Source organism: Vibrio sp. OPT20, assembly GCF_963889365.1.
GTDB lineage: Bacteria > Pseudomonadota > Gammaproteobacteria > Enterobacterales > Vibrionaceae > Vibrio > Vibrio splendidus.
Window position 1 is genome coordinate 536,834 of sequence record NZ_CAWPOA010000058.1, and the last position, 24,074, is coordinate 560,907.

21 protein-coding genes are annotated in these 24,074 nt (G+C 44.3%); 10 read left to right on the top strand and 11 right to left on the bottom strand.

Features of this window, described 5'->3' with window-relative positions; genetic code table 11:
• The 3 genes from AACR09_RS14470 to AACR09_RS14480 all read right to left on the bottom strand — a co-directional run.
• On the bottom strand, window positions 1-257 hold a 257-nt coding region (locus AACR09_RS14470), incomplete at its 3' end, for a 3'-5' exonuclease (protein ID WP_228010611.1).
• A gap of 84 nt (window positions 258-341) precedes the next feature.
• Window positions 342-746: a PPC domain-containing DNA-binding protein gene (locus AACR09_RS14475; protein WP_102481517.1), complete on the bottom strand. Its 405-nt coding sequence runs from the start codon at window positions 744-746 to the stop codon at window positions 342-344.
• 106 nt (window positions 747-852) lie between these two features.
• Window positions 853-2,052 (bottom strand): DEAD/DEAH box helicase, encoded by a 1,200-nt coding sequence (locus tag AACR09_RS14480; protein ID WP_004731773.1) that lies wholly within the window; start codon window positions 2,050-2,052, stop codon window positions 853-855.
• Window positions 2,053-2,219: 167 nt separating this feature from the next.
• Between AACR09_RS14480 and bluB the strand changes: the two genes are divergently transcribed.
• Window positions 2,220-2,888 (top strand): 5,6-dimethylbenzimidazole synthase, encoded by a 669-nt coding sequence (gene bluB / locus AACR09_RS14485; RefSeq protein WP_065104568.1) that lies wholly within the window; start codon window positions 2,220-2,222, stop codon window positions 2,886-2,888.
• Between the two features lie 132 nt (window positions 2,889-3,020).
• On the opposite strand, the gene AACR09_RS14490 is transcribed toward bluB, so the two are convergent.
• A complete protein-coding gene (locus AACR09_RS14490) occupies window positions 3,021-4,652 on the bottom strand; it encodes an NAD(P)/FAD-dependent oxidoreductase (protein ID WP_193835251.1) in 1,632 nt (543 codons plus the stop codon).
• Between the two features lie 254 nt (window positions 4,653-4,906).
• Between AACR09_RS14490 and fdxA the strand changes: the two genes are divergently transcribed.
• Window positions 4,907-5,230 (top strand): ferredoxin FdxA, encoded by a 324-nt coding sequence (fdxA, locus tag AACR09_RS14495; RefSeq protein ID WP_004731764.1) that lies wholly within the window; start codon window positions 4,907-4,909, stop codon window positions 5,228-5,230.
• A gap of 97 nt (window positions 5,231-5,327) precedes the next feature.
• Here fdxA and AACR09_RS14500 read toward each other — a convergent pair whose 3' ends face one another.
• The 3 genes from AACR09_RS14500 to AACR09_RS14510 form a co-directional block, all read right to left on the bottom strand.
• Window positions 5,328-6,062: an RNA methyltransferase gene (locus AACR09_RS14500; RefSeq protein WP_004731761.1), complete on the bottom strand. Its 735-nt coding sequence runs from the start codon at window positions 6,060-6,062 to the stop codon at window positions 5,328-5,330.
• Between the two features lie 185 nt (window positions 6,063-6,247).
• A complete protein-coding gene (locus tag AACR09_RS14505; RefSeq protein ID WP_017081940.1) occupies window positions 6,248-7,300 on the bottom strand; it encodes an aldo/keto reductase in 1,053 nt (350 codons plus the stop codon).
• Between the two features lie 350 nt (window positions 7,301-7,650).
• Window positions 7,651-7,797, bottom strand: coding sequence for a hypothetical protein (locus AACR09_RS14510; protein WP_004731758.1), 147 nt, complete (start codon window positions 7,795-7,797; stop codon window positions 7,651-7,653).
• A 348-nt stretch (window positions 7,798-8,145) separates the two neighbouring features.
• Between AACR09_RS14510 and pepT the strand changes: the two genes are divergently transcribed.
• The 3 genes from pepT (at window position 8,146) to AACR09_RS14525 (ending at window position 10,907) form a co-directional block, all read left to right on the top strand.
• Window positions 8,146-9,378 (top strand): peptidase T, encoded by a 1,233-nt coding sequence (pepT, locus tag AACR09_RS14515; RefSeq protein ID WP_193835252.1) that lies wholly within the window; start codon window positions 8,146-8,148, stop codon window positions 9,376-9,378.
• Between the two features lie 76 nt (window positions 9,379-9,454).
• Window positions 9,455-9,922: a DM13 domain-containing protein gene (locus AACR09_RS14520; protein ID WP_193835253.1), complete on the top strand. Its 468-nt coding sequence runs from the start codon at window positions 9,455-9,457 to the stop codon at window positions 9,920-9,922.
• 142 nt (window positions 9,923-10,064) lie between these two features.
• Window positions 10,065-10,907, top strand: a complete 843-nt coding sequence (locus tag AACR09_RS14525; protein WP_193835254.1) for a mechanosensitive ion channel family protein — start codon at window positions 10,065-10,067, stop codon at window positions 10,905-10,907.
• Between the two features lie 143 nt (window positions 10,908-11,050).
• On the opposite strand, the gene AACR09_RS14530 is transcribed toward AACR09_RS14525, so the two are convergent.
• On the bottom strand, window positions 11,051-11,494 hold the full coding sequence (locus AACR09_RS14530; protein WP_004731749.1) for a dCMP deaminase family protein: 444 nt from the start codon (window positions 11,492-11,494) through the stop codon (window positions 11,051-11,053).
• A gap of 259 nt (window positions 11,495-11,753) precedes the next feature.
• Here AACR09_RS14530 and AACR09_RS14535 point away from each other — a divergent pair, with 259 nt between their 5' ends.
• The 3 genes from AACR09_RS14535 to AACR09_RS14545 all read left to right on the top strand — a co-directional run bounded on the left by AACR09_RS14535 (window position 11,754) and on the right by AACR09_RS14545 (window position 17,073).
• On the top strand, window positions 11,754-12,890 hold the full coding sequence (locus AACR09_RS14535) for an efflux RND transporter periplasmic adaptor subunit (protein ID WP_193835255.1): 1,137 nt from the start codon (window positions 11,754-11,756) through the stop codon (window positions 12,888-12,890).
• Window positions 12,891-12,901: 11 nt separating this feature from the next.
• Entirely contained in the window at window positions 12,902-16,054 is a 3,153-nt protein-coding gene (locus AACR09_RS14540; RefSeq protein ID WP_193835256.1) for an efflux RND transporter permease subunit, read from the top strand.
• A gap of 332 nt (window positions 16,055-16,386) precedes the next feature.
• Window positions 16,387-17,073 (top strand): MaoC family dehydratase, encoded by a 687-nt coding sequence (locus tag AACR09_RS14545; protein ID WP_193835257.1) that lies wholly within the window; start codon window positions 16,387-16,389, stop codon window positions 17,071-17,073.
• Between the two features lie 235 nt (window positions 17,074-17,308).
• Here AACR09_RS14545 and AACR09_RS14550 read toward each other — a convergent pair whose 3' ends face one another.
• Window positions 17,309-18,124 (bottom strand): phosphate ABC transporter substrate-binding protein, encoded by an 816-nt coding sequence (locus tag AACR09_RS14550; protein WP_004731743.1) that lies wholly within the window; start codon window positions 18,122-18,124, stop codon window positions 17,309-17,311.
• A gap of 309 nt (window positions 18,125-18,433) precedes the next feature.
• Between AACR09_RS14550 and AACR09_RS14555 the strand changes: the two genes are divergently transcribed.
• Window positions 18,434-18,796 (top strand): DUF3024 domain-containing protein, encoded by a 363-nt coding sequence (locus AACR09_RS14555; protein ID WP_017077443.1) that lies wholly within the window; start codon window positions 18,434-18,436, stop codon window positions 18,794-18,796.
• A 161-nt stretch (window positions 18,797-18,957) separates the two neighbouring features.
• Here the strand turns inward: AACR09_RS14555 and AACR09_RS14560 are convergent, their stop codons facing one another.
• Window positions 18,958-19,764 (bottom strand): helix-turn-helix domain-containing protein, encoded by an 807-nt coding sequence (locus AACR09_RS14560; protein WP_004731740.1) that lies wholly within the window; start codon window positions 19,762-19,764, stop codon window positions 18,958-18,960.
• Window positions 19,765-19,936: 172 nt separating this feature from the next.
• Complete coding sequence (gene rnb / locus AACR09_RS14565) at window positions 19,937-21,943, bottom strand: exoribonuclease II (RefSeq protein WP_193835258.1); 2,007 nt, start codon at window positions 21,941-21,943, stop codon at window positions 19,937-19,939.
• 393 nt (window positions 21,944-22,336) lie between these two features.
• Between rnb and AACR09_RS14570 the strand changes: the two genes are divergently transcribed.
• Window positions 22,337-24,074: DEAD/DEAH box helicase (locus tag AACR09_RS14570; RefSeq protein WP_228010613.1), on the top strand; the 1,738-nt coding region annotated here is incomplete at its 3' end.

The following is a 24,074-nucleotide window of genomic DNA, read 5'->3' on the forward strand; positions in this document are numbered from 1 at the left end:
ATAAAGTCTGCAAACTCATCCATCACTTCACTGCAACTGGCCGCAGTGCTTAACATACGGTTACTGATTCCGGTATAGCTTTCAATGAACCCGCTAACACGAAACCCTGGATTCATGAGCTGCTGGAACGTGTCGACGACTTCGCCGTTAACGAGTTTAACCGCACCGATTTCAATCGCTCGGTCACCCATGTTTGGCGATAAGCCTGTGGTTTCGAAATCGAGAACGATAACGGAGTCTGCGGAGTTTGGAGCCATCGTGTTTCCTAATACTATTTGGTTGTATCGCTTTATATGGGGCGCTTAGTGTTGCTACGGGGCGATCTATTGCGTGTTGTTGTTCTATTGCGTGTTGCTACTGACAGTGAGCTCAGTATAACCTGTAGAATCGTCATGCTCTCTGTTGAAGGTCAAAGTATCGTAGCGGTGAATAATCAATTCAGCGGTGGTTGCGATAATCGTCTCTTCAAGCAAATGCCCACCAATCACATTGCCATTTTCATCAGCAACGGATATATGAACATGCTGGTGATTTGGGGTTAGTGTTGCCATAAGCGACACAATTTCGAACGGAGCTATGATTAGCTTGGTGTTGTTTGCATTAGCCAGACGAATATTGAGTTGAGAAACACATCCGACACAAGACGCGACAGAGCCCGCTGAGATATTGTGCGCTGTCACTAGCTTTTGGATCTCAAGCTTTAGGTCTTGGCCTCGGGTTAATCTCGTTGCGATAGGAGTGATCATCTTATTGCCTCAATTTTATTTGTATTTCTAAGAGCAAAACGAAGCCACATTGGGCTTCGTTTTATTTTTTTGCTAATGCGGACTTTCGCATTTTCTAAATCTGAAATTACTCAGGTTGCTGTAGGTCTCTTTTCTTTTTAGGCACGAAGTTCAATACTGAAATTGGGACTTCTTTGCGTGGTTCGAAACCTTCAACAACGCGGCGCTCAATCAAGTGACCAAGACGTTTTTCGATAATGCACAGGTTCTTGAAGTTGTCTTTCGATAGGAAAGAGATTGCTTCACCAGATGCATCAGCACGGCCTGTACGACCAATACGGTGTACATAGTCATCCGCTGGGAATGGGATGTCGTAGTTGACTACGCGGCTTAGGTTATCGATATCGATACCACGAGCAGCAACACCCGTTGCAACTAGATATTTTAGACGACCTTTCTTAAAGTCAGCCAGAATCTTTTCACGAATCGCTTGGCTACGTCCACTGTGGAAAGCTTCAGCTTGGATGCCACGTTTTTCAAGTTGGGCAACTAGCTTAGCTGCGCCGTGTTTGGTCTCGATAAAGATAAGCGCTTGGTCCCATTCACCGTCAGTGATCATGTGGCTTAATAGCGCAGATTTGCGGTCTTTATCGACGGTTACCAACCATTGCTCAATGTTCGCTTTAGAAGCGTCAGTTTTGGCAATTGAAATCTCTTCCGCTTCACTGATTGCGCTTTTCGCTAGCGCACGAACTGGCGTTGATAGCGTTGCTGAGAACAACAGGTTTTGAATGTTTTGTGGCAAACGCGCGATGATCTTGTTGATGTCTTCGATGAAACCCATGTCTAGCATGCGGTCGGCCTCATCAAGAACCAGAACTTCAACTTCATCAAAGTGAACGGCACGTTGTCCGTACATATCGATCAAACGACCTGGTGTTGCCACAAGAATATCAACGCCTTCAATAAGACGATCTTTCTGGTGTTGGTAAGACACGCCACCGTACATCGCTAATGATGTCAGGTTTAGGAACTTCGCGTACTTAGTAATGTTCTGTTCAACCTGAATCGCAAGCTCACGAGTTGGTGTCAGAATAACAGCGCGAATGCGTTTTTTACGTTGTGTTTCACCTTTACTTAGCATTTCTAAGATAGGGAGAACAAAGCTCGCAGTTTTACCTGTACCTGTTTGTGCAGCAGCAATAAGGTTCTTACCAGAAAGCACAATCGGAATTGCTTTTTCTTGAATAGAGGTTGGCTTTTCATAGCCTTGTTTTGCAACGGCTTTAACAATAGGTGAGCTTAATCCAAGCTTGGAAAATGGCATAAGTTTCTCGGTATGATTTGGCTAAATAGCGATGGAAAGGTTCAACAATCTTATACAAGGATAAGATTAATGGCGGCATTCTACCATGTTGCTTGTGTACCGCTAGTAACATAGACACTTTAGTTGGATAATACTGACTCAATAAGACGACGATAAGACAGGGATGTATGGAAATTACGCCGAATGAACGCGATGCAGTATATAAAACGATTTTTTCTCGCCGAGATGTTCGTGGTCAGTTTCTTCCTGATGAGATCCCAGAAGACGTTTTGATGCGTGTGCTAACCGCAGCGCACCATGCTCCCAGTGTTGGGTTTATGCAGCCTTGGGATTTTGTCGTTGTCCGTGATATCGAAACCAAGCAACAAATCAAAGCCGGTTTTAATCAGGCTCATGCAGAATCCGCGGAAATGTTCACCGATGAAAAGCAGGCGATGTATAAGCGATTAAAGCTTGAAGGTATTGTTGAATCACCGATCGGTATCTGTGTGACTTGCGACCGTAATCGAACCGGAAAGGTCGTGTTAGGCAGAACCATCAAACAAGAGATGGATCTGTACAGCACCGTGTGTGCGGTTCAAAACCTATGGCTCGCAGCAAGAGCCGAAAACCTAGGCTTAGGGTGGGTGAGTATCCTGCATGACTCAACACTGCGAGACGCATTAGATATCCCAGAAAACATCGATATTGTGGCGTACTTGTGTATTGGTTACGTTGATCACTTCAAAGATAAACCCGAACTCGAAACCATGGGCTGGTTACCAAGAAGAGACGTCAATTCCGCGATTCATGAAGGGAAGTGGAATTCAGACCAAATCAAGTCAAACGAAGAGTAATTGCATCTACCAGCATTAATCTCGATGGCTAGTATCAAGATCTAAAAAAGGGCTCATAGAGCCCTTTTTGATATTTGCTAGCTGTTATCTGATTTAGATAGACAAACCCATTTAGATAAATAAACCGAGAGCCTAAGCGATCTCAATCTTCTCAGCTTGGTTCTGTTCAACCATAGACAGTGCTAGCGCTTCCGCCGCTTTAATACCATCGATACCAGCAGATAGGATACCACCAGCGTAGCCTGCGCCTTCACCAGCAGGGAAGAAGCCCTTAAGGTTGATACTTTGGTAGTCTTTGCCACGTTTGATGCAGACAGGAGAAGACGTACGAGTCTCAACACCTGTTAGTAGACCGTCTGGCGTAGAGAAACCTTTGATCTTCTTCTCGAACGCCGGGATTGCTTCACGAATCGCTTCGATAGCAAAATCAGGTAGCGCTTTTGAAATGTCAGTTAGGTGGATACCTGGTGTGAATGATGGTTTTACTTCACCGATTTCACTTGGATCGCGGCCTTTTAGGAAGTCACCGATCTTCTGCGCAGGGGCATCGTAGTTCTCGCCACCTAGAACATAAGCGGCACTTTCTAATTCACGCTGTAAACGGATACCTGCTAGTGCGTCACCTGGGTAATCACGCTCTGGGTCGATACCCACAACGATGGCACTGTTTGCGTTACGTTCTGCACGAGAGTATTGGCTCATGCCGTTGGTTACTACGCGGCCTTCTTCAGAAGTCGCAGCAACCACAGTACCACCTGGGCACATACAGAAGCTGTATACAGTGCGGCCATTCTTACAGTGGTGTACTAATTTGTAGTCCGCTGCACCTAAGATAGGATTACCTGCGTTTTTACCGAAGCGAGCTTCATCGATCATCGCCTGTTTGTGTTCGATACGGAAACCAACAGAGAAAGGCTTAGCTTCCATGTAAACGCCACGTTCGTGCAGCATTTCAAACGTATCACGAGCACTGTGGCCTACGGCCAGTACTACATGGCGAGTTTTAATCTCTTCACCGTTAGAAAGCGTTAGGCCAGTGATTTGACCGTCTTCCATATGAACGTCGTCTACGCGAGTGCTGAAACGGATTTCGCCACCTAGCTCAATGATAGAAGCACGCATCTTCTCAATCATGGTAACCAGTTTAAAGGTACCGATGTGCGGTTTACTTACGTATAGGATTTCTTCTGGTGCGCCAGCAGCAACAAACTCTTCGATTACCTTACGGCCGTAGTGCTTTGGATCTTTAACTTGGCTGTATAGCTTACCGTCAGAGAATGTACCTGCGCCACCTTCACCGAACTGTACGTTTGATTCAGTGTTCAGTGTGCGCTTACGCCAGAAACCAAAGGTATCTTTCGTACGTTCACGAACTTCTTTGCCACGCTCAACGATGATTGGATTGAAGCCCATTTGAGCAAGCACTAGGCCTGCGAACAAACCACAAGGGCCAAAACCGATAACGACAGGGCGCTCAGTTTGGTGCTCAACCGCTTTAGCCACGAATTTGTACTCCATGTCAGGAGTCACTTTTACGTGTGGGTCGCTGATGAATTGTTCTAACAACTCAGCTTCGTTTTCAACGAGAACATCAAGCGTGTAGATAAGTAAGATTTTTGATTTCTTACGAGCATCGTAGCCACGTTTAAAGATATTAAAAGAAAGTACCTGATCAGCGTTAATGCCAAGCTTTGCTTCAATAGCGTCTTGAATGGCTGACTCTTCATGGTCTAGTGGGAGTTTAATTTCGGTTAAACGTATCATTTTGATGTCTCGTCTTTATAGGTGTCTTAGCTAGATCGTTTCTTAATACAGAGTTTGATGACAACGCTGATGTTGAAAGAAGCGATAAGCTCACAATGGCGCGCATTTTACGAGAAATTGATTTATCTGTCATACTAATTTGGAAACATGGAGCAAATAGACACGATATTAGAGCCGTATGATGTTGAATTTTGCCTTGGGATGAGTATTATCCTCCATTCTTCAATTTTGACTAACTTATAGAGCAGAGCATCATGGCATTTGTCGTAGGCGATAACTGTATTCAATGTAAATACACAGACTGTGTGGCAGTGTGTCCCGCAGATGCGTTCCATGAAGGCCCGAATTTCATGGTAATCAACCCAATCGAATGCATTGATTGTGGTTTATGTGTACCTGAATGTGATGCTCAAGCGATTTTCCAAGAAGATGAACTGCCAGAAGATCAAAAGATCTTTATTGAAGTGAATGCCGAGCTTGCCGAGATTTGGCCTGTGCAAACTGAAGTAAAAGCACCGATGGATGAAGCTGAAAAGTGGAATGGTGTGTCTGATAAGTTGGCAATGTTAGAAAAGTAGTTGTTGAAAAGAACTCAAATAAAAAGGCGTACTGATTTAATCAATACGCCTTTTCTAATACCTGAACATTGTCGATTGGATCGTTAGCTTATGAAATCTAGCTATGCTGACGACGCATGTTGTCGAGAATGATGCCTGTCGCCATTGCTACGTTCAGAGACTCTGCGCCACCGAATGCAGGAATCGTAATCTTATCCGTTACGTATTTAGCCGCATGTTCACGAATGCCGTGAGACTCGCTGCCCATTAGCAAAATGCCATTGGCAGTAAATTCTGTCTTATGAACACTTTCGCCTTCTAAGAACGCGCCGTAAACCGGTAGGTTCGCTTGTTCTAAATAAGCCGGTAAGTCTGTTTGGCTTACGTGTACTCGGCCAAAGCTACCCATAGTTGCACTGATGGTCTTAGGGTTGTATGGGTCTGCACAATCGCTGCTCGCAACGATATGCTTAATGCCATACCAGTCTGCTACACGAATAATCGTACCTAGGTTGCCCGGGTCTGAAACGCCATCTAGTGCAATCATCAGCCCAGTTGCTTCTGGCAGTTCAAATGTTGGGATCTCAACGACAGCAATCGCCGCATTGTTACTCACCAAAGTACTCGCTTTGGTTAGGTCATCTAGTGAAGCTTCAACACAATCAAACTCAAACAGTGAAGCGTGATTTTCAGATAAGAAATCAGCGGTAGCAAAGACGTTCTTCACGACTAAGTCACTATTGAACAGCTCAAGAACGTTCTTTTCACCTTGAACTAGAAACAAACCGTGGGCTTTACGTTGTTTCTTTTGGCCCAAAGCACGAAGGAGTTTTAATTGGTTTTTTGAAATCATGTTTTTATCCTAGATATAAGCCCGCGCATTATAGAGCAAAGGTTGGAGAACCAAAAGCGTGATAGCTCAATGCGATCCACATAAAAAGCAAAAGCAACTCACTTAAAAAAGAAAAGCGCACTAAATAGCGCGCTCTTATGGGATTTACTTACCTAAGTTAAGTTAAGTTAAGCTGAACTGACAGCTTAATATGGAACAGGGTAGCGCTTAAACACTGTGTTGATATCAGTGAGTATCTCTTCTGATAGAGGCTTGCTGAAAGCGGCTACGTTTTCTTTGAGCTGTTCCATCGTGGTCGCTCCAATGATGGATGAGGTAACACCATCGACTTGATTACACCATGCTAATGCAAGCTGGCTCGGCGTAAATCCATGAGTGTTCGCGACTTCTGCATATCCTTTTACCGCTTCATTGGCAGATTCGGTGTCGCGGAAAATGCCCTTACGCTGCATGTATGTCCAGCGGCTGCCTTCCGGTCTTGCGCCATCGATGTATTTTCCACTGAGCATTCCTCCAGATAACGGTGACCAAGGCAGGTAAGCGACGTCTTCATGCACACAGTTCTCAATCAGATACGGCCAGTCTTTTGCGTGCAGTAGGCTGAATTCATTCTGAATCGAGACCATGCGTGGCAAATCATGTTTTTCGCTCAGCTTGAGATAGGTGTTGATACCCCAAGTAGTGTCATCAGACAAACCAACATGACGGATTTTTCCTGCTTTAACGCAGCTCGCTAGGGCTTGAAGGATCTCCAACATTTCCCCTTCATGCTGCTTCCGGTCGATATCACTGAAGCGAATTTGATTTGGGAACTGTTTTCCAAAGTGAGGTGTATTTCGATTTGGCCAATGCAGTTGATATAGGTCGATATAATCAGTCTGTAGACGCTTTAATGACGCATCAACCGCTTCGATTACGGCTTCACCCGTTATAGGACCACCATCTCGAACCCAAGGGAGGCCTGGGCCTGCAATCTTACTCGCTATGATCAATTCTTGGCGGCGCTGCGGGTGGCGCGATAGCCAGTTACCAATAATCGCTTCTGTTTTGCCGTAGGTCTCTGGAGAAGGCGGAACCGCGTACATTTCTGCAGTATCGATGAAGTTAATACCTTGGCTTAGTGCGTATTCGATCTGTTGGTCGGCTTGCTGCTGCGTATTTTGCAACCCCCAAGTCATGCTGCCAAGACAGATGCGGGAAACGGGAATTTGACTACTTCCTAGTTTTGAATATTCCATTGAATTCGGGATTCCTGTGGTTAAGTTCTCTGGTACTCGCATTAGAGTTTTTGAAAAGAGAGCGAGTGAGGAATGAAAACGAATATAAATTATTAGCACAAAATGACACGACAAGGTATGGCTGAGGGAAGTTTAATGAGTCATTTCTCAACGTAGCGAATGAGCTAGCCGCATAGTCGTGGAGCTATAGATATAAAGCAGGGGAGTCACAAAACGTGAATGGGTTTGACGCCTGAATAGGACATCATAGAAAGAGAGAAGAAGAGTCAAAGACAAAAGAGCTCTACATCATAGAGAAGTAGAGCTCTTTTATTAGGGGTTCTATAAATATGTTCTGAGTATTGATTAAGTTACGAGGTCGCGTTGGTGTCAAACCCACCTTGAGATTGCGCCTGTCTTAGAGCTTCCTGCCTTTGAACTTCTTTCTCAGTTAATGCTGGCTGAAGCGTTTCCTCAGAGGCTTGAGGAGATAAAATGAAATATTTATTAATCGTCATAACTGTGTCTCCGTGTAACGTATGACAGATTCTGCATCAAGGATAAAGGGTGATCATCATCCACTTTGTACTTTTTATAGGCTGAGAGTGGAGGGCGTAGAATGCGTACAAAGCGATCTCTTATCATCCGTATGCAATGTTGAACTGACGAAACCCTCTGATTTCAAGTATAGGAAGCTCGTCTAATTTCGCACAATAATGATGTAGAGCAATTACATAGATGGTCAGGGGCGTAAGATGAAAAACCTCGCTACTGACTCTGTGTTCGTCTTTATTTAACGATACATCGCTTATCGACATAATAATTAGGTCAGTAAATCAATTACTTAATCCATGGTGAGATGAATTATGGAAAAGCTTGTAGAACGTTTTCTGAATTACGTTACTTTTGATACTAAATCCGATCCTTCTAATCAGCAGTGCCCAAGTTCACCGGGTCAAATAACATTTGCTGAAGCCTTAAAATCAGAATTGATCGCATTAGAGTTAGTTGATGTCTCTTTAGACGAAAATGGCTATTTGATGGCGAAACTGCCGTCGAATGTCGATTACGATGTGCCTGCCATTGGCTTTGTCGCACATATGGATACCGCTCCTGATGCTTCCGGTGCGAACGTGAAACCACAGCTGATTAAAGATTATCAAGGTGGAACGATAGAATTAGGTGCAAGCGGTGAATGCTTGAACCCAAGCCAATACCCAGATCTTGATTCTTTACATGGCCACGACCTTATTACGACTGACGGTACGACTTTGCTTGGTGCCGACAACAAAGCGGGTATCGCTGAAATAATCAGTGCAATTGCTTACCTCAAAGCGAATCCAGAGATCAAACACGGCGATATTTGTATTGGCTTCACGCCAGACGAAGAGATCGGCCGTGGTGCTAACCTGTTTGATGTTAAGAAGTTTGGTGCCGAATGGGCGTATACCATCGATGGTGGCCCAGTAGGGGAGTTGGAATTTGAGAACTTTAATGCCACGAGCGCCGATGTTATCTGTCATGGCGTGAACGTTCATCCGGGTACCGCAAAAGGCAAAATGGTCAACGCGATGAATATCGCGGCTCAATTCCAATTGATGATGCCAGCGCAAGAGACACCTGAGTGCACAGAAGGTTATGAAGGTTTCTACCACCTGAAATCAGCTGAAATGGGTGTAGCTCGCTCTGAACTGGGTTACATCATCCGTGATTTTGAACGTGAGGGTGTAGAAGCGCGTAAGGCATTCATGCAACAGAAAGTGGATGAGTTGAATGAGCGTCTTGAGAAAGGCCGCGTTGAGCTGGTGCTAACCGATAGCTACTTCAATATGAAAGAGATGGTTGAACCGCATCAACATATTATTGAATTAGCGAAGCAAGCGATGATCGAGTGCGATGTTGAGCCAATGATCAAACCGATCCGAGGCGGTACAGACGGCGCTCGCTTATCTTTCATGGGCCTACCGTGTCCGAATATCTTCACTGGCGGCTATAACTACCACGGTATTCATGAGTTCATTACCATTCAAGGTATGGAGCAGGCGGTAAAAGTGATTGTTGAGCTGTCTCAACGTACGGCAACGCACTACCAAAAATAGCGACTTCCAACGCGATATCTCTTTGTATTTTTGAGAGTATTCAATAATACTCTCTTTAAGCATAAGGGAGTACGCGATGAAAAAGTTAGTTTTACTTTGCACCCACTTAGCCGTGGGTGCTGTTGGTTTTGGGCTTGGTGTCTATGCACTACCTATCTTGATTGAGCCTGATTCTCCGTCTTCAAGTTCGGTTAAAGCGATCAGTCAGCAGGCGATCTACACAGGCGAGTTCACTAAAGACCGACAAGACAGTGACTTTTTGCATTGGGGAGAAGGCATCGTTTCTGTTTCTGAAAGTGCGATAGCTTTTGAAGGTGAACTGGCACCGGGGCCTGATTACAAAGTTTACCTCTCGCCTAAGTTTATTGAAACCGAACAGGCATTCAATGACAGCAAGAGCGAGTTACTGAGAGTCGGAGATGTGAAAACATTCGACCGATTTATGGTTGAGCTGCCTGAAGGTACTGATCTTAATCGATTTAATACGGTTGTGATTTGGTGTGAAACTTTTGGTCAATTTATTACTTCTGCCAAGATAAAATGATAGCCTTACCTAAGCTGAATTAATCATGAAAAGGAGCGCTCTATTTTTGAGCGCTTTTTTATAATGCGTTTTTTGGGTTGAGTCAGTCGCTGTAAAGCTCGTCGTTATAAAGCTTAATTGTTGTAATACAAAGGAATACGTAATGGAAAAGTTGTGGCAAGTGATCGATTTCTTACTCGCTAATAAGTTTATTTTTAGTGTGCTGATCATCTGCATTATATTAATAATCCGACGAATCACTTTGTCTCGAATCCGTGGTGATGTCGCTTTTCTGAGTGAAGACCAACGTAATTGGATGTCACGCACCAAGAACGGTACGTTTGCCATTATTATGGTCACTTTATTTGTGTTGTGGAAATCTGAAATCAGCGAATTTGCGTTGTCTGTTACCGCTATTGCGGTTGCGATAGTCGTGGCTTCAAAAGAGATCATTCTTTGTTTTACTGGCTCTATTCAACGTGCGAGTTCTCGCTCCTTTCGAATTGGTGATTGGATTGAGGTAGGGAAGATCAGCGGTGAGGTGATTGAGCACAATTTGATGGCGACTGTGATTCAAGAAATCGATTTGTATCACGGGCAATATCACTTCACTGGCAAGACCGCCACGCTGCCTAATAGTATGTTCTTCACTTATCCAGTAAAGAACCTCAACTTCATGAAGCGTTATGTCTACCACAACTTTTTTGTGACGGTAAAAGACTTTGTAAACCTATACCCAATGATCCCGGATCTCATCGTGAGAATTGAAGAGCATTGTGAAGAGTTTATCGATGTTGCCCGTCGTTACAATGGTGTGATTGAGAAGCACGCTGGCGTTGACCTTCCTGGCTCTGAACCGCACATTCATATCACGAGCAGCTCAACGGGTGAGCAAGAAGTGCACTTTATGATCTTCTGTCCGACCGAAAAAGCGATTCATCTTGAGCAAGATATTCGTAAAGACTTTATGGAAGCGTACGCAGAGGCCTTTCCAACTAGCGTTTGACCCCAATTAACGCTTAATCCTAACTAACGCTTTATGTTGTTTACGCATTTCATGTTCGAAACGTAAGGCACTGAAAGTAAAAGAAAGCCGAGAGCGATAAGATCGACTCTCGGCTTTTCTATATCTGAAATTCAGCTTCGATATCAGTCTAGGTCAGCGAGTGGTAACCAGTCTACTTCTACACCAGCTTGCTCAAACATATCTTGGCTTATCTTGATCTTATCTCCCCAACGAGAAAGGAAGTCTTCACTTTGCTCTGGGCAATGTACCGCTGAAATCCCAGTTTGGATGATTTTTGCTGCACAGTTCGGACAAGGGAAGTGAGTCACCCAAACTTCACAACTGTCTAAATCACGTTTAGCAAACAAGATTGCATTTTCTTCAGCGTGAAGCGTCTTGAGGTACTTCATTTCCCTGTCATCAGTATCCGCACTATCAGACACGCCATGTGGGTAGCCATTAAAACCAACGGAAACAATACGGTTGTGCTTAGTGATTACGGCGCCGACTTGAGTTGAAGGATCTTTACTCCAAGAACCGACCAATTCCGCCATTTGATAGAAACGTTTAGCCCATTTTGAAATCATGAGAATTCCTTAACAATTAAATGTGAATGCTTATCTGTCTGACCATACATTATGTTAGACAATATCCATAGAGAACAAAAGCTGAGAGGTTGATTTACTTAGGAATTGTAACGCGTTTGTAAACACTTTATAAGCACTTGGTTTCAATTAACATATTGATACACTTTGGCTAGTTATAATTGATATTCCTCGGACAATGGTGACGAGTGTGTTACGTAAATTTTATGCTGTTCAAATACTAATAAGTGACGGTATAACCATGCGTAAAAAGTTGATCCTTACGGCTCTTGCAAGCTCTCTTATTCTTGCTGGGTGTGGGCAAGATGCTCAAAATGCCAAGCAAACGCCTCTACCTCTCGTAGCTGTACAGGATGTTAGCGTTGTTTCTCACCAGCAAAGTAAGTCGTACATCGGTCGTATTGAAGCCGTTGAAGACACGGCTATCACCGCGCAGGTTTCAGGCTATCTACAAAGCCGTCATTTCAATGAAGGCCAAATGGTCGAAAAGGGCCAATTGCTTTACTCAATCGAGCCATCTTCGTTTGAAGCTGAAGTTGCAAGTGCAAAAGCCTCTGTAGCTCAAGCGAATGCGAACCTTAAAAAAGCTGAACTTGATTTCAACCGTGGTAAGAATCTACTTCCTAAAGGCAGTATTTCTCAATCGGAATTCGATGCATTGACGGCAAACTTATTAGGTTCACAAGCGCAACTTGAAGCTAGCCATGCTCAGTTAAACGCAGCCAATGTTCAGCTTTCTCATACCCAAATTACCGCGCCTTTTTCTGGAAGAATCAGCGACACCAAAGTGAGTACTGGTGATCTGGTTTCGCCGTCTTCAGGTGTATTAACTACCTTGGTTAGCCTAGACCCAATTCATGCGTCGTTCAGCATCAGTGAGCGTGAGCGTATTGAGTTAGGGATGGATCGCATTGAAGGCGACGGCAGCAGCGACTCTGCGGGTGTTGAAGTTCAGATCATACTTGAGAATGGTGAAGCGTTTGAACACCTAGGTCAGCTTGATTTCTTGGGCAATCGTATCAACCTCAATACAGGCACAATCGCGATGCGTGCGATTGCCGATAACCCGAATCAGCAACTACTTCCGGGTCAACATGTGCGCGTTGATCTGCGTGAAAAACAATCTATTGATGTTGTGACTATTCCGCGACGTGCAGTTCAAACCGACCTAGAAGGTGACTTTGTAATGGTACTGGTTGAAGGCGAAGCTGCACCAGTCGCTGAGCGTAGAAATATTGAGATGGGTCGACAAGTTGAAGGTGGGGTGATTGTTCAATCTGGATTAGAGAAAGACGATGCGGTGATCACTCAAGGCCTACAGCGTGTACGTAATGGTATGTCCGTTCGTATTCAAGCTTCTGCTGAACAAGCTGAGTAAGGGGGCTATTTATGTTAAGTCGTTTCTTTATTCAAAGGCCTAAGTTTGCCCTTGTCATATCCATAATATTAACGCTGGCGGGTGCGATCTCTCTCGCTATCTTACCAGTGGCCGAATATCCCAAAATTAGCCCACCATCGGTCAGTGTATCGGCATTCTACACGGGTGCCAGTGCTGAAGTGGTGGAACAGGCGATAGCCGACCCCATAGAGACGTCGGTGAATGGCGTAGAAGATATGATCTACATGTCTTCTAAAAGTGCTAACGACGGTTCATACAACCTAAATGTGACCTTTGATGTCGGTACTGATGCTGATATGGCTCAGGTCAACGTTCAGAACCGAGTCGCCCAAATCGAATCGAAGCTTCCACAAGAAGTTAGAATGGTTGGCGTAACGGTTAAGAAACGTTCACCTGACCTTTTGATGGTATTGAACTTCTACTCTCCAAACGGTGAGTATGATGACCAGTTCCTGATCAACTACGTAAACTTAAACATTAAAGACCAACTGGCACGTGTGTCGGGTATTAGTGAAGTGAACGTGTTGGGCGGCGGTGAGTATTCGATGCGTGTTTGGTTAGACCCTGAGAAAATGGCTAACCTGAACCTAACAACATCCGATGTGTATGGCGCATTGGCTGAACAAAATGTTCAAGTCGCTGCCGGTCGTATTGGTGCCGCACCATACGCCAATCCACAAGAAGTACAGTTCAACTTGGTGACAAAAGGCCGCTTAGAAACGGCTGATGAGTTTGAAAATGTTGTACTTCGTGCAAATCAAGATGGTTCAACCGTTTACTTAAAAGACATTGCACGCGTTGAGTTAGGTAAAAAATTCTACGATGGCAATGGTAAATACCGAGGACAAGACGCTTCAATCGTAACGCTGTCACTTCAGTCAGACGCAAACGCGTTGGAAAGTGGCAAAGCGGTCATGGCGATGCTCGACAATCTAAGCACTAACTTCCCTGAAGGTGTGGCTTACGAGGCGAGTTATGACACCACAGTCTTTGTTGCAGAGTCGATTAAGGGCGTAGTGAAAACGCTCATCGAAGCTATCTTGCTGGTGATTGCGGTGACGTACCTGTTCTTAGGTAGTGCGCGTGCAACCTTGATTCCTGTGGTTGCGATTCCGGTGTCGTTGATTGGTACCTTTGCCGTCATGCAGATGACAGGATTTACCATCAACACGGTAACCCTGTTTGGTTTGATATTGGCGATTGGTATCGTGGTAGATGATGCGATCTTGGTTATCGAAAACGTCGATACCACGATGGCCAAAGACCCAACTATTTCACCGCGTAAAGCAACACTGATCGCGATGAAAGAAGTAACGGGTCCTATCGTTACATCAACACTGGTACTTCTTGCCGTGTTTATCCCTGTGGCGATGTTGCCGGGTATTACTGGCATCATGTATCGTCAGTTTGCTCTGACTATTTGTATCGCGGTTGTTATCTCTTCTATTAATGCTCTAACGCTGTCACCAGCATTGTGTTCACTGGTTCTAAAGCAGGGCGGTGGCAACACAACTCGTTGGTACCAAGCGTTCAACCGTGGCTTAGAGTCTGTTACTAACAAATACGGCCAAATCGCGGGCTTCCTTGTGAAAAAAGGTGTTCTGCTGTTTACCTTCTTTGTTGTGGCACTAGCAGCAGTTACTTACTTCGCGAAAACAACGTCAACGGCGTTTGTACCTCAAGAAGATAAAGGTATTTTGCTGGTTAACGTGCAGCTTCCTGACGCGGCATCACTGTCTCGTACTGAAGATGTGACTGAGCAGTTGCTAGAGATGGTTGAGCAAGAGCCGGGTGTTGATGGTGTGACACTGGTAAACGGCTACGCATTCATGACAGGCGCTTCTGCTTCGAATGGCGCGTCGCTATTTATCAAACTGCATGATTGGGATATGCGTAACGCACTGGATGGTCAACATTCCGCACAAGCTATCTCACAACGTATTAATGGTCGAGCGGCCACTGAACTGCCTCAAGCTATCGTGTTTGCAATGGGACCTCCAGCTGTTCCGGGTATGGGTGCTGCTTCTGGTTTCGAATTTGTTCTAGAAGATACATTAGGTCGTAGTCGTACTGATCTGGCGATGGTAATGAATGACGTGATTGCTGAGGCGAACAAACAGCCTGAGATTTCACATACGTTCAGTACTTTCCGTGCCAACGTTCCTCACTACTATGTCGATATCGACCGTGAGAAAGCACAACAGTTAGGTATTCCGTTGTCGGAAATATTCCAAACTCTGCAAGGTAATCTTGGTTCACTGTACGTGAACGATTTCACCATGTTTGGTAAGAACTTCCGCGTGACCATGCAAGCTGATAGTGAACACCGTAGCAGCATGGATGATCTCCAACGATTCCACGTGCGCTCGTCTAATGGCGAGATGATCCCGCTCAGTACATTGGTGACTTACGACCAGATCTTCGAACCAGATGTCGCATGGCGTTACAACATGTACCGCAGTGCCGTGATTCAAGGCCAACCAGCGCCGGGTTACTCAAGTGGTGATGCGATTGCTGCAATGGAACGTGTAGCCGCTGAAGTCTTACCTCAGGGTTATCAGTACGAATGGACAGGCATGGCCTACCAAGAAGTATTGGCAGGCAACCAAGCGATCTTTGCTTTTGCACTGGCTCTGATCTTCATCTACCTGTTTATGGTGGCTCAATACGAGAGTTGGACAATACCGATAGCGATTATCTTAGTGGTACCGGTTGCAACCTTAGGCTCCTTCTTAGCGTTGAATCTAACAGGCACACCGTTGAACCTCTATGCGCAAATTGGTTTGGTTCTCTTGATAGCCTTGGCCGCGAAGAACGCAATCTTGATTGTAGAGTTCGCAAAAGTGGAGCGTGAAGAGAAAGACGCATCAATTGAAGATGCGGCAGTGAAGGGCGGTACGCTGCGTTTCCGTGCTGTGAACATGACCTCTTGGTCGTTCATCTTAGGTATCTTCCCGCTTATCTTCGCAGCGGGCGCAGGTCACGTGAGCCAGAACTCGTTGGGTATTTCACTGATCGGCGGTCTGCTATGTGTGTTGTTAGCGGGTACATTCCTAATCCCTGGCTTCTATGCATTCGTGCAACGTAAGCGTGAGAAGGCACACGGTGGCACGACTAAGCTGATTCCACTTGATGACGAATAGGAGACTTAACTCCGGTCAGATTAACGCTTTGCAAGGCTAATCCCTTGCAAGATTAAGTCCTTGTAAAAACTAAGGCTTAGCATTACGCTAAGCCTTTTTATTCCGCTTGTGAATAAAAACGCTATTTATATAATCAAATGTTCGTTTTGTGATGGAGCTAACACTCTAATTTAGGTTTTGTAATAAAATGATGTTTTATTGTTAAGTGTCTGTTTAATATGGAAATAACAGTGTTCAGCTAACGAGTGTATGCTCGAAAACATTTGCACAATAGTGTGAAGTGTTTCAAAATTGCCTAGTTATATTGAAATTTTTTGTGCATTGAGGTTCTTATGAAAGTCATTGATTTATTTAAACACCGAGGCGATAGCGTGTCTTTGCAACACTCAGAGTTTATGCAATGGATGTCTCCAGCTCTTAGAGATTACTGGGGTGACTTTCTGAATCGTACGCAAAATAGCCATTTCTTTGCTTGGGTTCGTGATCACCACAAACCTGCTGTAAATGAAGATGCACCAGAGATGCCAATAGAACAGCCGCTCGTATTAACGCGAGAAGCACAGCTTGTGTTTGATGAGCTTAATCAGCAGATCGGTGAAGTTATTCATACTGGCGACTGGATCAATGTTAGTCAAGACCGTATCAACCAGTTCGGCCTTGTTACTGAAGATATGCAATGGATCCATACTGAACCTTCTAAGGCTGAAACAGATTCTCCGTTCAAAACAACCATCGCACATGGTTTTTTGACTTTGTCTCTGCTTCCTAGACTGACTGACAGTGTTGATCCTGATAAGTCTCAATTCCCAACAGCGAAGATGGTTGTAAACATTGGTCTTAACCAAGTTCGTTTCCCATATCCTGTAAAATCGGGCAGTAACGTTCGTGCTAAAAGTACGCTAACAAAAGTAACGCCAATTAAGAAAGGCCTAGAGATTGAACGCGAAATTCGCGTAGAAATCGAAGGTATTCGTCGTCCTGGCGCTGTGATTGTTTCGGTAATCCAACTTCACTTCTAGAGCTTTTTTGTAAGTGGAACTGCTTTAAGCGAAGATTATAGATTCAAAAAAAGAGAGAGCTTAAGGCTCTCTCTTTTTGTTTGTGCCATATCAAATCGACATCTCTAGCGTTGGTAACAACATCACGAAAAGCATTTTGCTAACTTAATGTGTATGTCGCTATTTAGTACGTGTGTAATTACTTAATGCGTGTTTTGCTAATTAATACGCGGTTAGTTAGTTTAGACGCAGTAAGCTACTTAATACGTGTGTAGCCGTACTCTTCAATAAGATCTTGCCCTTGCTTTGACTTCACGAACTTGATGAAATCTTTGCTCTCGTCAGAAACTGATTCAGTTTTGTGTAGCAACAAGAACGGGCGAGCCAATTCATAGCTGTGGTTAGCAATGTTCTTTGATGTTGGCTCTATGCCTTCAAAGGTAATGGCTTTAATCGAACGGTCGATCGAACCAACAGAGATGAATCCAATCGCGTGTGGGTTATGGTTAACAATCGTTTTAACCATGCTGTTGCTGCTTACAACCAAGTTATTTGGGTTGATGTCAGACACTAGACGGTCATTAATAATTTTCGTTAAACCAAGCAAGCTTTCGAAGCTATAGCGTGAACCAGAAGACGCTTCGCGAGTTACAACTGCGATAGGCTGATCTGCGCCACCCACGGCTTTCCAGTTCGTAATTTTGCCTTTGTAGATATCGAACAGCTGCTCACGTGTAACGTTGCTTACAGCGTTTGAACGGTTAGTTACGACTGCTAGGCCGTCAAAGGCAATTGGAAATACCTTCAATTTTTCGTCCTGTTCGCGGTCAGTTAAGTAACGCGAGCTCATACCAATATCAGAGACACCTTTATTAACCATGGTAATACCCGCTGTAGAACCGATGCCCTGAACCGCAATGTAGTTATCAGGGTGAGTCTTGTTGTACTCCTCTGCTAAAACATCCATCACTCGTGATACAGAAGTGGAGCCCGAAATATTGGTTTCTTGTGCTAAAGCAGCTTGAGAAGACAGGGCTAAGGATAAAAGAGAGGCAAGCGCGACTCGTAACATAAACAACTCCTAGTTAATAACATTTGTTGGCTATGATAGGTCGGTTATATGACACTTTTGTGAAATTCTATACGGATACGTTATAGCGGTTAATCTGGTGAGTGAAAGACAGTGTGGCTGCCAAAATGGGACTGGTTAATGAAATTTAGACGGCTTTACCCTTTTAGAATGTGTTTACTGAAGAAGGATTCGTTTCTGGGAGCAGGGCGGGTATTTTGTTTGCACTTGTTCGCTAAAATGATCGTTGAGTCCTAAGCTAAGTAGAGGAATTCACTACTTAGAAGTTTCTATGAAGTTACAAGGGGTGTTATGTCCGTTATTCATATAGAACTGAATCGTCTTTTAATTGGAGCTGAGAGGCTCTGTACTTCACGAAATCGTAGTTTACCTGTAGAGCTAGGCAAATCCCTTTATGAAGAGTGTGAGGGTGGTGTGCTGTTTTCTCAGGCGCATTATCTACTCGACTCATCTCATAGTGATTATACCAACGAGATCGCCTGCGTTACCTTTGATGAGTCGTTATCTTGCTGGGTGGTGATGGTGCCACTTGAAGATAATGCGGAAACCGACTCTGTCAATTGGGGGCCTTACCCTTACCTTCCTCAATCCAAGGATCTTGATGCTATTTTGGCTGAAATAGAAAAAGACCCTAAATCTTACTTCTGGTCGTGACCATTTTACTTAGGCGTTCGCTGGTGGTTTGATACCAAAAACGAACGACCTTCGTAAATTCCCACCAACACATTTCAGATTTATACTTTTACCTGCACCTGTCCCCGTACTTTCTAAGACTGTTCAACTAATAAGACAGTACAGCCAATAAGATTATGCAACTAATAAGACTGTGCAACCAAAGAGCGGAAGTCTTTTGGAGTCTTGCCATGATAGGTTTTAAAGGCTGTACTGAAGTGTGCCGCGCTTTTAAATCCAGATTCATAAGCGATTTGAGTAATAGATTTATTCGATGTTCTGAGCTGTGTCGCTGCGTGGGCGATTCGCTTTATCTTTAATAGATTTGAAAAGGAAAGGTCTTCAGCCGATAAACGGCGCTTAAGTGTGGCTGGTGACATCCCCATATAGCTGGCTAGGGTATCGAGTGAGATATTATTTTCAATGTTCTGTTCAATGTAATGAATGACCTTTTGCGTCACGGTTAACCTTGACGCTCGGGCAATAATAACTAACAGAGCAGGGTGCTGCTCCACCATTAGAGAGAGCAAACCTAAACCTAATTGAGTGAGTGCGTAGTCATTCTGAGTCGATGAATGAACGAGTGACATGATGAGCTCTTTCAATTGGCAGATTTCGGTATCAGTTTGATTAAACTTAATGTATTTATCTGGGACTCGAGTGGGTTCTAGGTCGCTAAACTGATTAATGAATTTCTGAAAAATAGCTAAATCAAAATCTACACAGGTTGCGCTGAATTCGCCATTCTCAGTGTCAACGGTGATGTCTTTAATCTGACCAGAATTGTAAAGAGTAAAATCTCCGGCTTGCAATGAGGCTTCAGTCCCATCAGGTAGCACGAAAGAAATACTGCCTTTAGAAACGATGAAAATACCGTTTTTAGAGGCGGGGTAACGTTCCCGTTTCCTGGGAATGAAATTTCTGAATTGAGTAACAGTGATTGATGACATAGTGCGCTTCTTTGACGTTGTAAACTGATTGCTTATTGATTGTTTTTTTAAGTATTGTTTAAGCATGAGACATTTACAAAAAAGGCGCTAATAATTAGCGCCTTTAGAAGTGAAACTTTGAAGCTTTTGACCTTGAAAGCTCTAACCTTGAAAGCCGTAACCGTTAAAGTTCTTAAGCTTCGGTTTCGTTTGTTGTTTCAGGCTCGCTAGGCAAGTCCGCAAATACTTGAGTAGGTTTTGCTACTAAGTTACGGTTTTCCTGATTAACTTCGAAGAGAACTACTTCCAAAACGTCTCCCAGTTTGTATACCATTTCTTTATCGATAGATACAGTACCCATATCACCGTTGCACTCTATTCTCTCTTTATTATCAATAATGAGAGAGCCAGGGATAAATGCAGCTGCACCATTCTCAAGTAGACGCACACGCATACCAGCACGGTTAATGTCGAAGATCTCAGCTTGGAAGCGAGTCTCTTCTACAGGAGCGTTTGCTAGAGTACGAGCGTACAACCAATCGCCAACATTGCGCTCAGCCATACCGTGGTGACGGCGGTGCAGGGCAAGTTCATCACCAATAGTTTCGTCTGGTGTTTGAATTGGCGCTTTACCTAAGATATGTGCTTTAAGCATACGGTGGTTAATCATGTCACCGTATTTACGAATTGGAGACGTCCACGTCGCATAAATGTCTAATCCCATCGCGTAGTGCGGCGCAGGTTCATTGCTGATCTCGCTGTACGCTTGGAATTTACGAATACGGTTGTCGTAGTAGCTGTTGTCTAAAGAACCTAACCAACGACGCAGAGTAGCAAAGCCTTCCAGAGATACGATCTGCTCTTCTGTAAACGGTGTTTCTGCTTCTGGGTTAACCAGCTCCAGAACGTCTGTTAATTTCTCAGCTTTAAAACCAGAGTGACAGTTAAAGACACCTTGGTTAAAGCTTTCTTTTAGTACTCGACCTGCACAGATGTTCGCGCTGATCATAGACTCTTCAACCAACTTGTTTGCAGTGCGACGCATGTCTGCGTGGATAGCGACAACATCGTTGTCTTCGCTTAGTTCAAAGCGGTAGTCAGGGCGATCTGGGAACACTACAGCGTTTGTTGAGCGCCATGCTGAACGTGCTTGTGCAAATTGGTGAAGGTCAGAAACAATCGCAGCGATCTCTTCTGATGGTTGCCATTTGTCTGATGCACCGGTTTCTAACCAGTCTGATACGTGGTCGTAAGCAAGACGAGCGTGAGATTTGATGTTCGCAGCGAAGAAGTTAATGTCATCACCGATAACACCTTCTTTAGATACTGTTACTGTGCAGCAAAGTGCCGGGCGAACTTCGTTCTCTATTAGTGAACATAAGTTGTCAGCTAGATCACGAGGTAACATAGGAATGTTACGGCCAGGCAGGTAAATAGTGAAACCGCGCTCACGAGCCACTTTATCCATCACATCATCTGGAGAGATGTAAGCGGTAGGATCAGCTATCGCAATAGTCAGTTTAAAATCACCGTTCTCTTTCTTCTTAGCGTAAAGCGCATCGTCCATATCTTTTGTGCTTTCGCCATCGATAGTCACAAAAGGGACGTGAGTCATGTCGATACGTTCAAGATCAGCGTCGTCTTTGATCTGCCAGTCGTCAATGCCTTCAGGTTCGCTGTTTGGTAGGTCGTTTTGTGCCAGCGTTACCCACCAAGGTGCGATCTTGTCGTCAGCATCTGTGATTTTTTCAGAGATTTGAGCCAAGAAGCCGTTGTCACCTTTTAACGGGTGTTGAATGATATGAGCAACAACCCAGTCGCCTTCTTTTAGCGTTTCAGGGTTTAGCCCCTTTTTTGCTTTCGCTTTAAGTTGCAGCTTTTTCAGTTGTGGGTGATCTGGAACAACGTTCAAACGACTTTTAAACAACTTCACTCGAGCAATAAAACGAGTAAGGCCTTGTTCAATCAATTCCTCAGGCTCTGCTACTTCGCGATCTTTCTCGGTGCGAATGATGGCAATTACCTTGTCACCGTGTACACATTTCTTCATGTATGGAGGTGGAATGAAGAAGCTGGTCTTGTTATCGACTTCGAGAAAACCAAACCCTTTTTCAGTGGCTTTGATTGTACCTTCCTTTTTAGGGAGGGTTTCTTGGATTTGCTGTTTGAGTTGAGCGAGTAGAGGATTATCTTGAAACATTTTGACTTTTATCTATCGAGGACAATTGAGCACACTATAATCATTGCGAGGCTTGATTACTACTTAAAGGCGAAGTGAGCGTTAATTAATTGCCCTCTTATTTAACTAGGTCAATTTGCTAGAAGATGGGTGCTGTGACGAGATATTCATCAAGTTTTGACGATATGATAACCAGTATTGATGTAAAAGCGAAAAATATGTGATGTATTTCAATTTTTTCTGGATTTTTTTATGCATTTAGGGAATAATCCGCCTCCCTTAGACGTCCCTAATGGCTTGAAGTGTTTTATTACTGCTTCGTAACTCTGAATGGAATCAGTATCTGATTGGATCAGTATTGGAATTGATAGAGCTCCCGGGACCTTTTGTTTACTTATATATAGTGGGATCCCAATGTCCGAATCTGTAATTCAATTTAATGAATTAGCCCTTAACGATAACATTCTTTCAGCTCTTGATAGCATGGGTTTCGTTTCTCCGACTCCAATCCAAGCAGCAGCTATTCCTCTTCTTCTTGAAGGCCGTGACGCACTAGGTAAAGCACAGACTGGTACTGGTAAAACAGCAGCATTCTCTCTGCCTTTACTTAACAAAATCAACCTGAACCAACACAAACCACAAGCAATCATCATGGCTCCTACTCGTGAGCTAGCGATTCAAGTTGCTGCGGAAATCAAAAACTTAGGTCGTGACATCAACGGTCTTAAAGTTCTTGAAATCTACGGTGGTGCTTCAATTGTTGACCAAATGCGTGCTCTAAGCCGCGGTGCTCACATTGTTGTTGGTACTCCAGGTCGTGTTAAAGACTTACTAACTCGTGACCGTCTACACCTAGATGAAGCGCATACATTTGTTCTTGATGAAGCAGATGAAATGCTGAAAATGGGCTTTGTAGATGACGTTACTTGGATTCTTGAGCAAGCTCCAGAATCTGCACAACGTGTACTTTTCTCTGCAACTATGCCTCCAATGGTTAAGACTATTGTTGACCGTTACCTACGTAACCCTGCACGAGTTGACGTTGCTGGTACTAACCACACAGTTGACAAAGTAGCGCAGAATTACTGGGTTGTTAAAGGCGTAGAAAAAGACGAAGCAATGTCTCGTCTTCTAGAAACTGAAGAAACTGACGCGTCAATCGTATTCGTACGTACTCGTCAAGACACTGAGCGTCTAGCTGATTGGCTATCTGCACGTGGCTTCAAAGCTGCTGCATTGCACGGTGATATTCCTCAGTCTCTACGTGAGCGCACTGTTGATCACATCAAACAAGGTGTTATCGATATCCTAGTTGCAACTGACGTTGTAGCACGTGGTCTTGATGTTCCACGTATCACTCACGTATTTAACTACGACATCCCATTCGATGTTGAATCTTACATCCACCGTATTGGCCGTACTGGCCGTGCTGGACGTAAAGGTAAAGCGATCCTACTAGTTCGTACTAACCAAATCCGTATGCTTCGCACAATCGAGCGTGTAACTAAGTCTCAAATGGAAGAAATCCAACTTCCACAACGTGACGAAGTTGCTGCTGCACGTGTTGCTAAGCTTGGTGCTGAGCTTGAAACTGAGAAAGAGAGCAAAGCTCTAGAAAACTTCGCAGGTTTAATCTCTACACTACAAGAATCTCTAGAAGTTGATGCTGCTACTCTAGCTGCAATGCTTCTTAAGCGTCAGCAAGGTAAGAGCCCACTATTCTACGTTGGCGAAGACCCAATGATCGCTGCTATTGAGCGTGATAAGAACCGTCGCAAAGAGCGTCGTGAAGATCGTGACAATGGCCGTGACGGTGGTGGTCGTAACTTCAATACTCAAGATTGGGATACGTACCAACTACAAGTTGGCCGTGAGCAAGGCGTTCAGGTTAAAGACATCGTTGGCGCACTAGCAAACGAACTAGGCCTAACTAAAGGTTCTATCGGTGCTATCAAGCTAGACCAAGGTTCTACTTACGTTCAACTGCCAAAAGCAATGAACTCTGAAACTGCTGGTAAGCTAAGTAAACTTCGCATTCGTCAAAAAGAAGCTGGCGCTGTAGTTGTTGATTTCAACGACTTCCGTGAGCCTCGTCGTGGCGGCGGCGGTCGTGATGGCAACCGTGGCGGTCGTGGCGGTCGTGATGGCGGCG

Excerpts from the sequence above, each read along its gene's own strand:
- AACR09_RS14475 (WP_102481517.1), bottom strand. The coding sequence starts at position 746 with ATGATCACTCCTATCGCAACGAGATTAACCCGAGGCCAAGACCTAAAG.
- AACR09_RS14480 (WP_004731773.1), bottom strand. The coding sequence starts at position 2,052 with ATGCCATTTTCCAAGCTTGGATTAAGCTCACCTATTGTTAAAGCCGTT.
- bluB (WP_065104568.1), top strand. The coding sequence starts at position 2,220 with ATGGAAATTACGCCGAATGAACGCGATGCAGTATATAAAACGATTTTT.
- AACR09_RS14490 (WP_193835251.1), bottom strand. The coding sequence starts at position 4,652 with ATGATACGTTTAACCGAAATTAAACTCCCACTAGACCATGAAGAGTCA.
- fdxA (WP_004731764.1), top strand. The coding sequence starts at position 4,907 with ATGGCATTTGTCGTAGGCGATAACTGTATTCAATGTAAATACACAGAC.
- AACR09_RS14500 (WP_004731761.1), bottom strand. The coding sequence starts at position 6,062 with ATGATTTCAAAAAACCAATTAAAACTCCTTCGTGCTTTGGGCCAAAAG.
- AACR09_RS14505 (WP_017081940.1), bottom strand. The coding sequence starts at position 7,300 with ATGGAATATTCAAAACTAGGAAGTAGTCAAATTCCCGTTTCCCGCATC.
- AACR09_RS14510 (WP_004731758.1), bottom strand. The coding sequence starts at position 7,797 with ATGACGATTAATAAATATTTCATTTTATCTCCTCAAGCCTCTGAGGAA.
- pepT (WP_193835252.1), top strand. The coding sequence starts at position 8,146 with ATGGAAAAGCTTGTAGAACGTTTTCTGAATTACGTTACTTTTGATACT.
- AACR09_RS14520 (WP_193835253.1), top strand. The coding sequence starts at position 9,455 with ATGAAAAAGTTAGTTTTACTTTGCACCCACTTAGCCGTGGGTGCTGTT.
- AACR09_RS14525 (WP_193835254.1), top strand. The coding sequence starts at position 10,065 with ATGGAAAAGTTGTGGCAAGTGATCGATTTCTTACTCGCTAATAAGTTT.
- AACR09_RS14530 (WP_004731749.1), bottom strand. The coding sequence starts at position 11,494 with ATGATTTCAAAATGGGCTAAACGTTTCTATCAAATGGCGGAATTGGTC.
- AACR09_RS14535 (WP_193835255.1), top strand. The coding sequence starts at position 11,754 with ATGCGTAAAAAGTTGATCCTTACGGCTCTTGCAAGCTCTCTTATTCTT.
- AACR09_RS14540 (WP_193835256.1), top strand. The coding sequence starts at position 12,902 with ATGTTAAGTCGTTTCTTTATTCAAAGGCCTAAGTTTGCCCTTGTCATA.
- AACR09_RS14545 (WP_193835257.1), top strand. The coding sequence starts at position 16,387 with ATGAAAGTCATTGATTTATTTAAACACCGAGGCGATAGCGTGTCTTTG.
- AACR09_RS14550 (WP_004731743.1), bottom strand. The coding sequence starts at position 18,124 with ATGTTACGAGTCGCGCTTGCCTCTCTTTTATCCTTAGCCCTGTCTTCT.
- AACR09_RS14555 (WP_017077443.1), top strand. The coding sequence starts at position 18,434 with ATGTCCGTTATTCATATAGAACTGAATCGTCTTTTAATTGGAGCTGAG.
- AACR09_RS14560 (WP_004731740.1), bottom strand. The coding sequence starts at position 19,764 with ATGTCATCAATCACTGTTACTCAATTCAGAAATTTCATTCCCAGGAAA.
- rnb (WP_193835258.1), bottom strand. The coding sequence starts at position 21,943 with ATGTTTCAAGATAATCCTCTACTCGCTCAACTCAAACAGCAAATCCAA.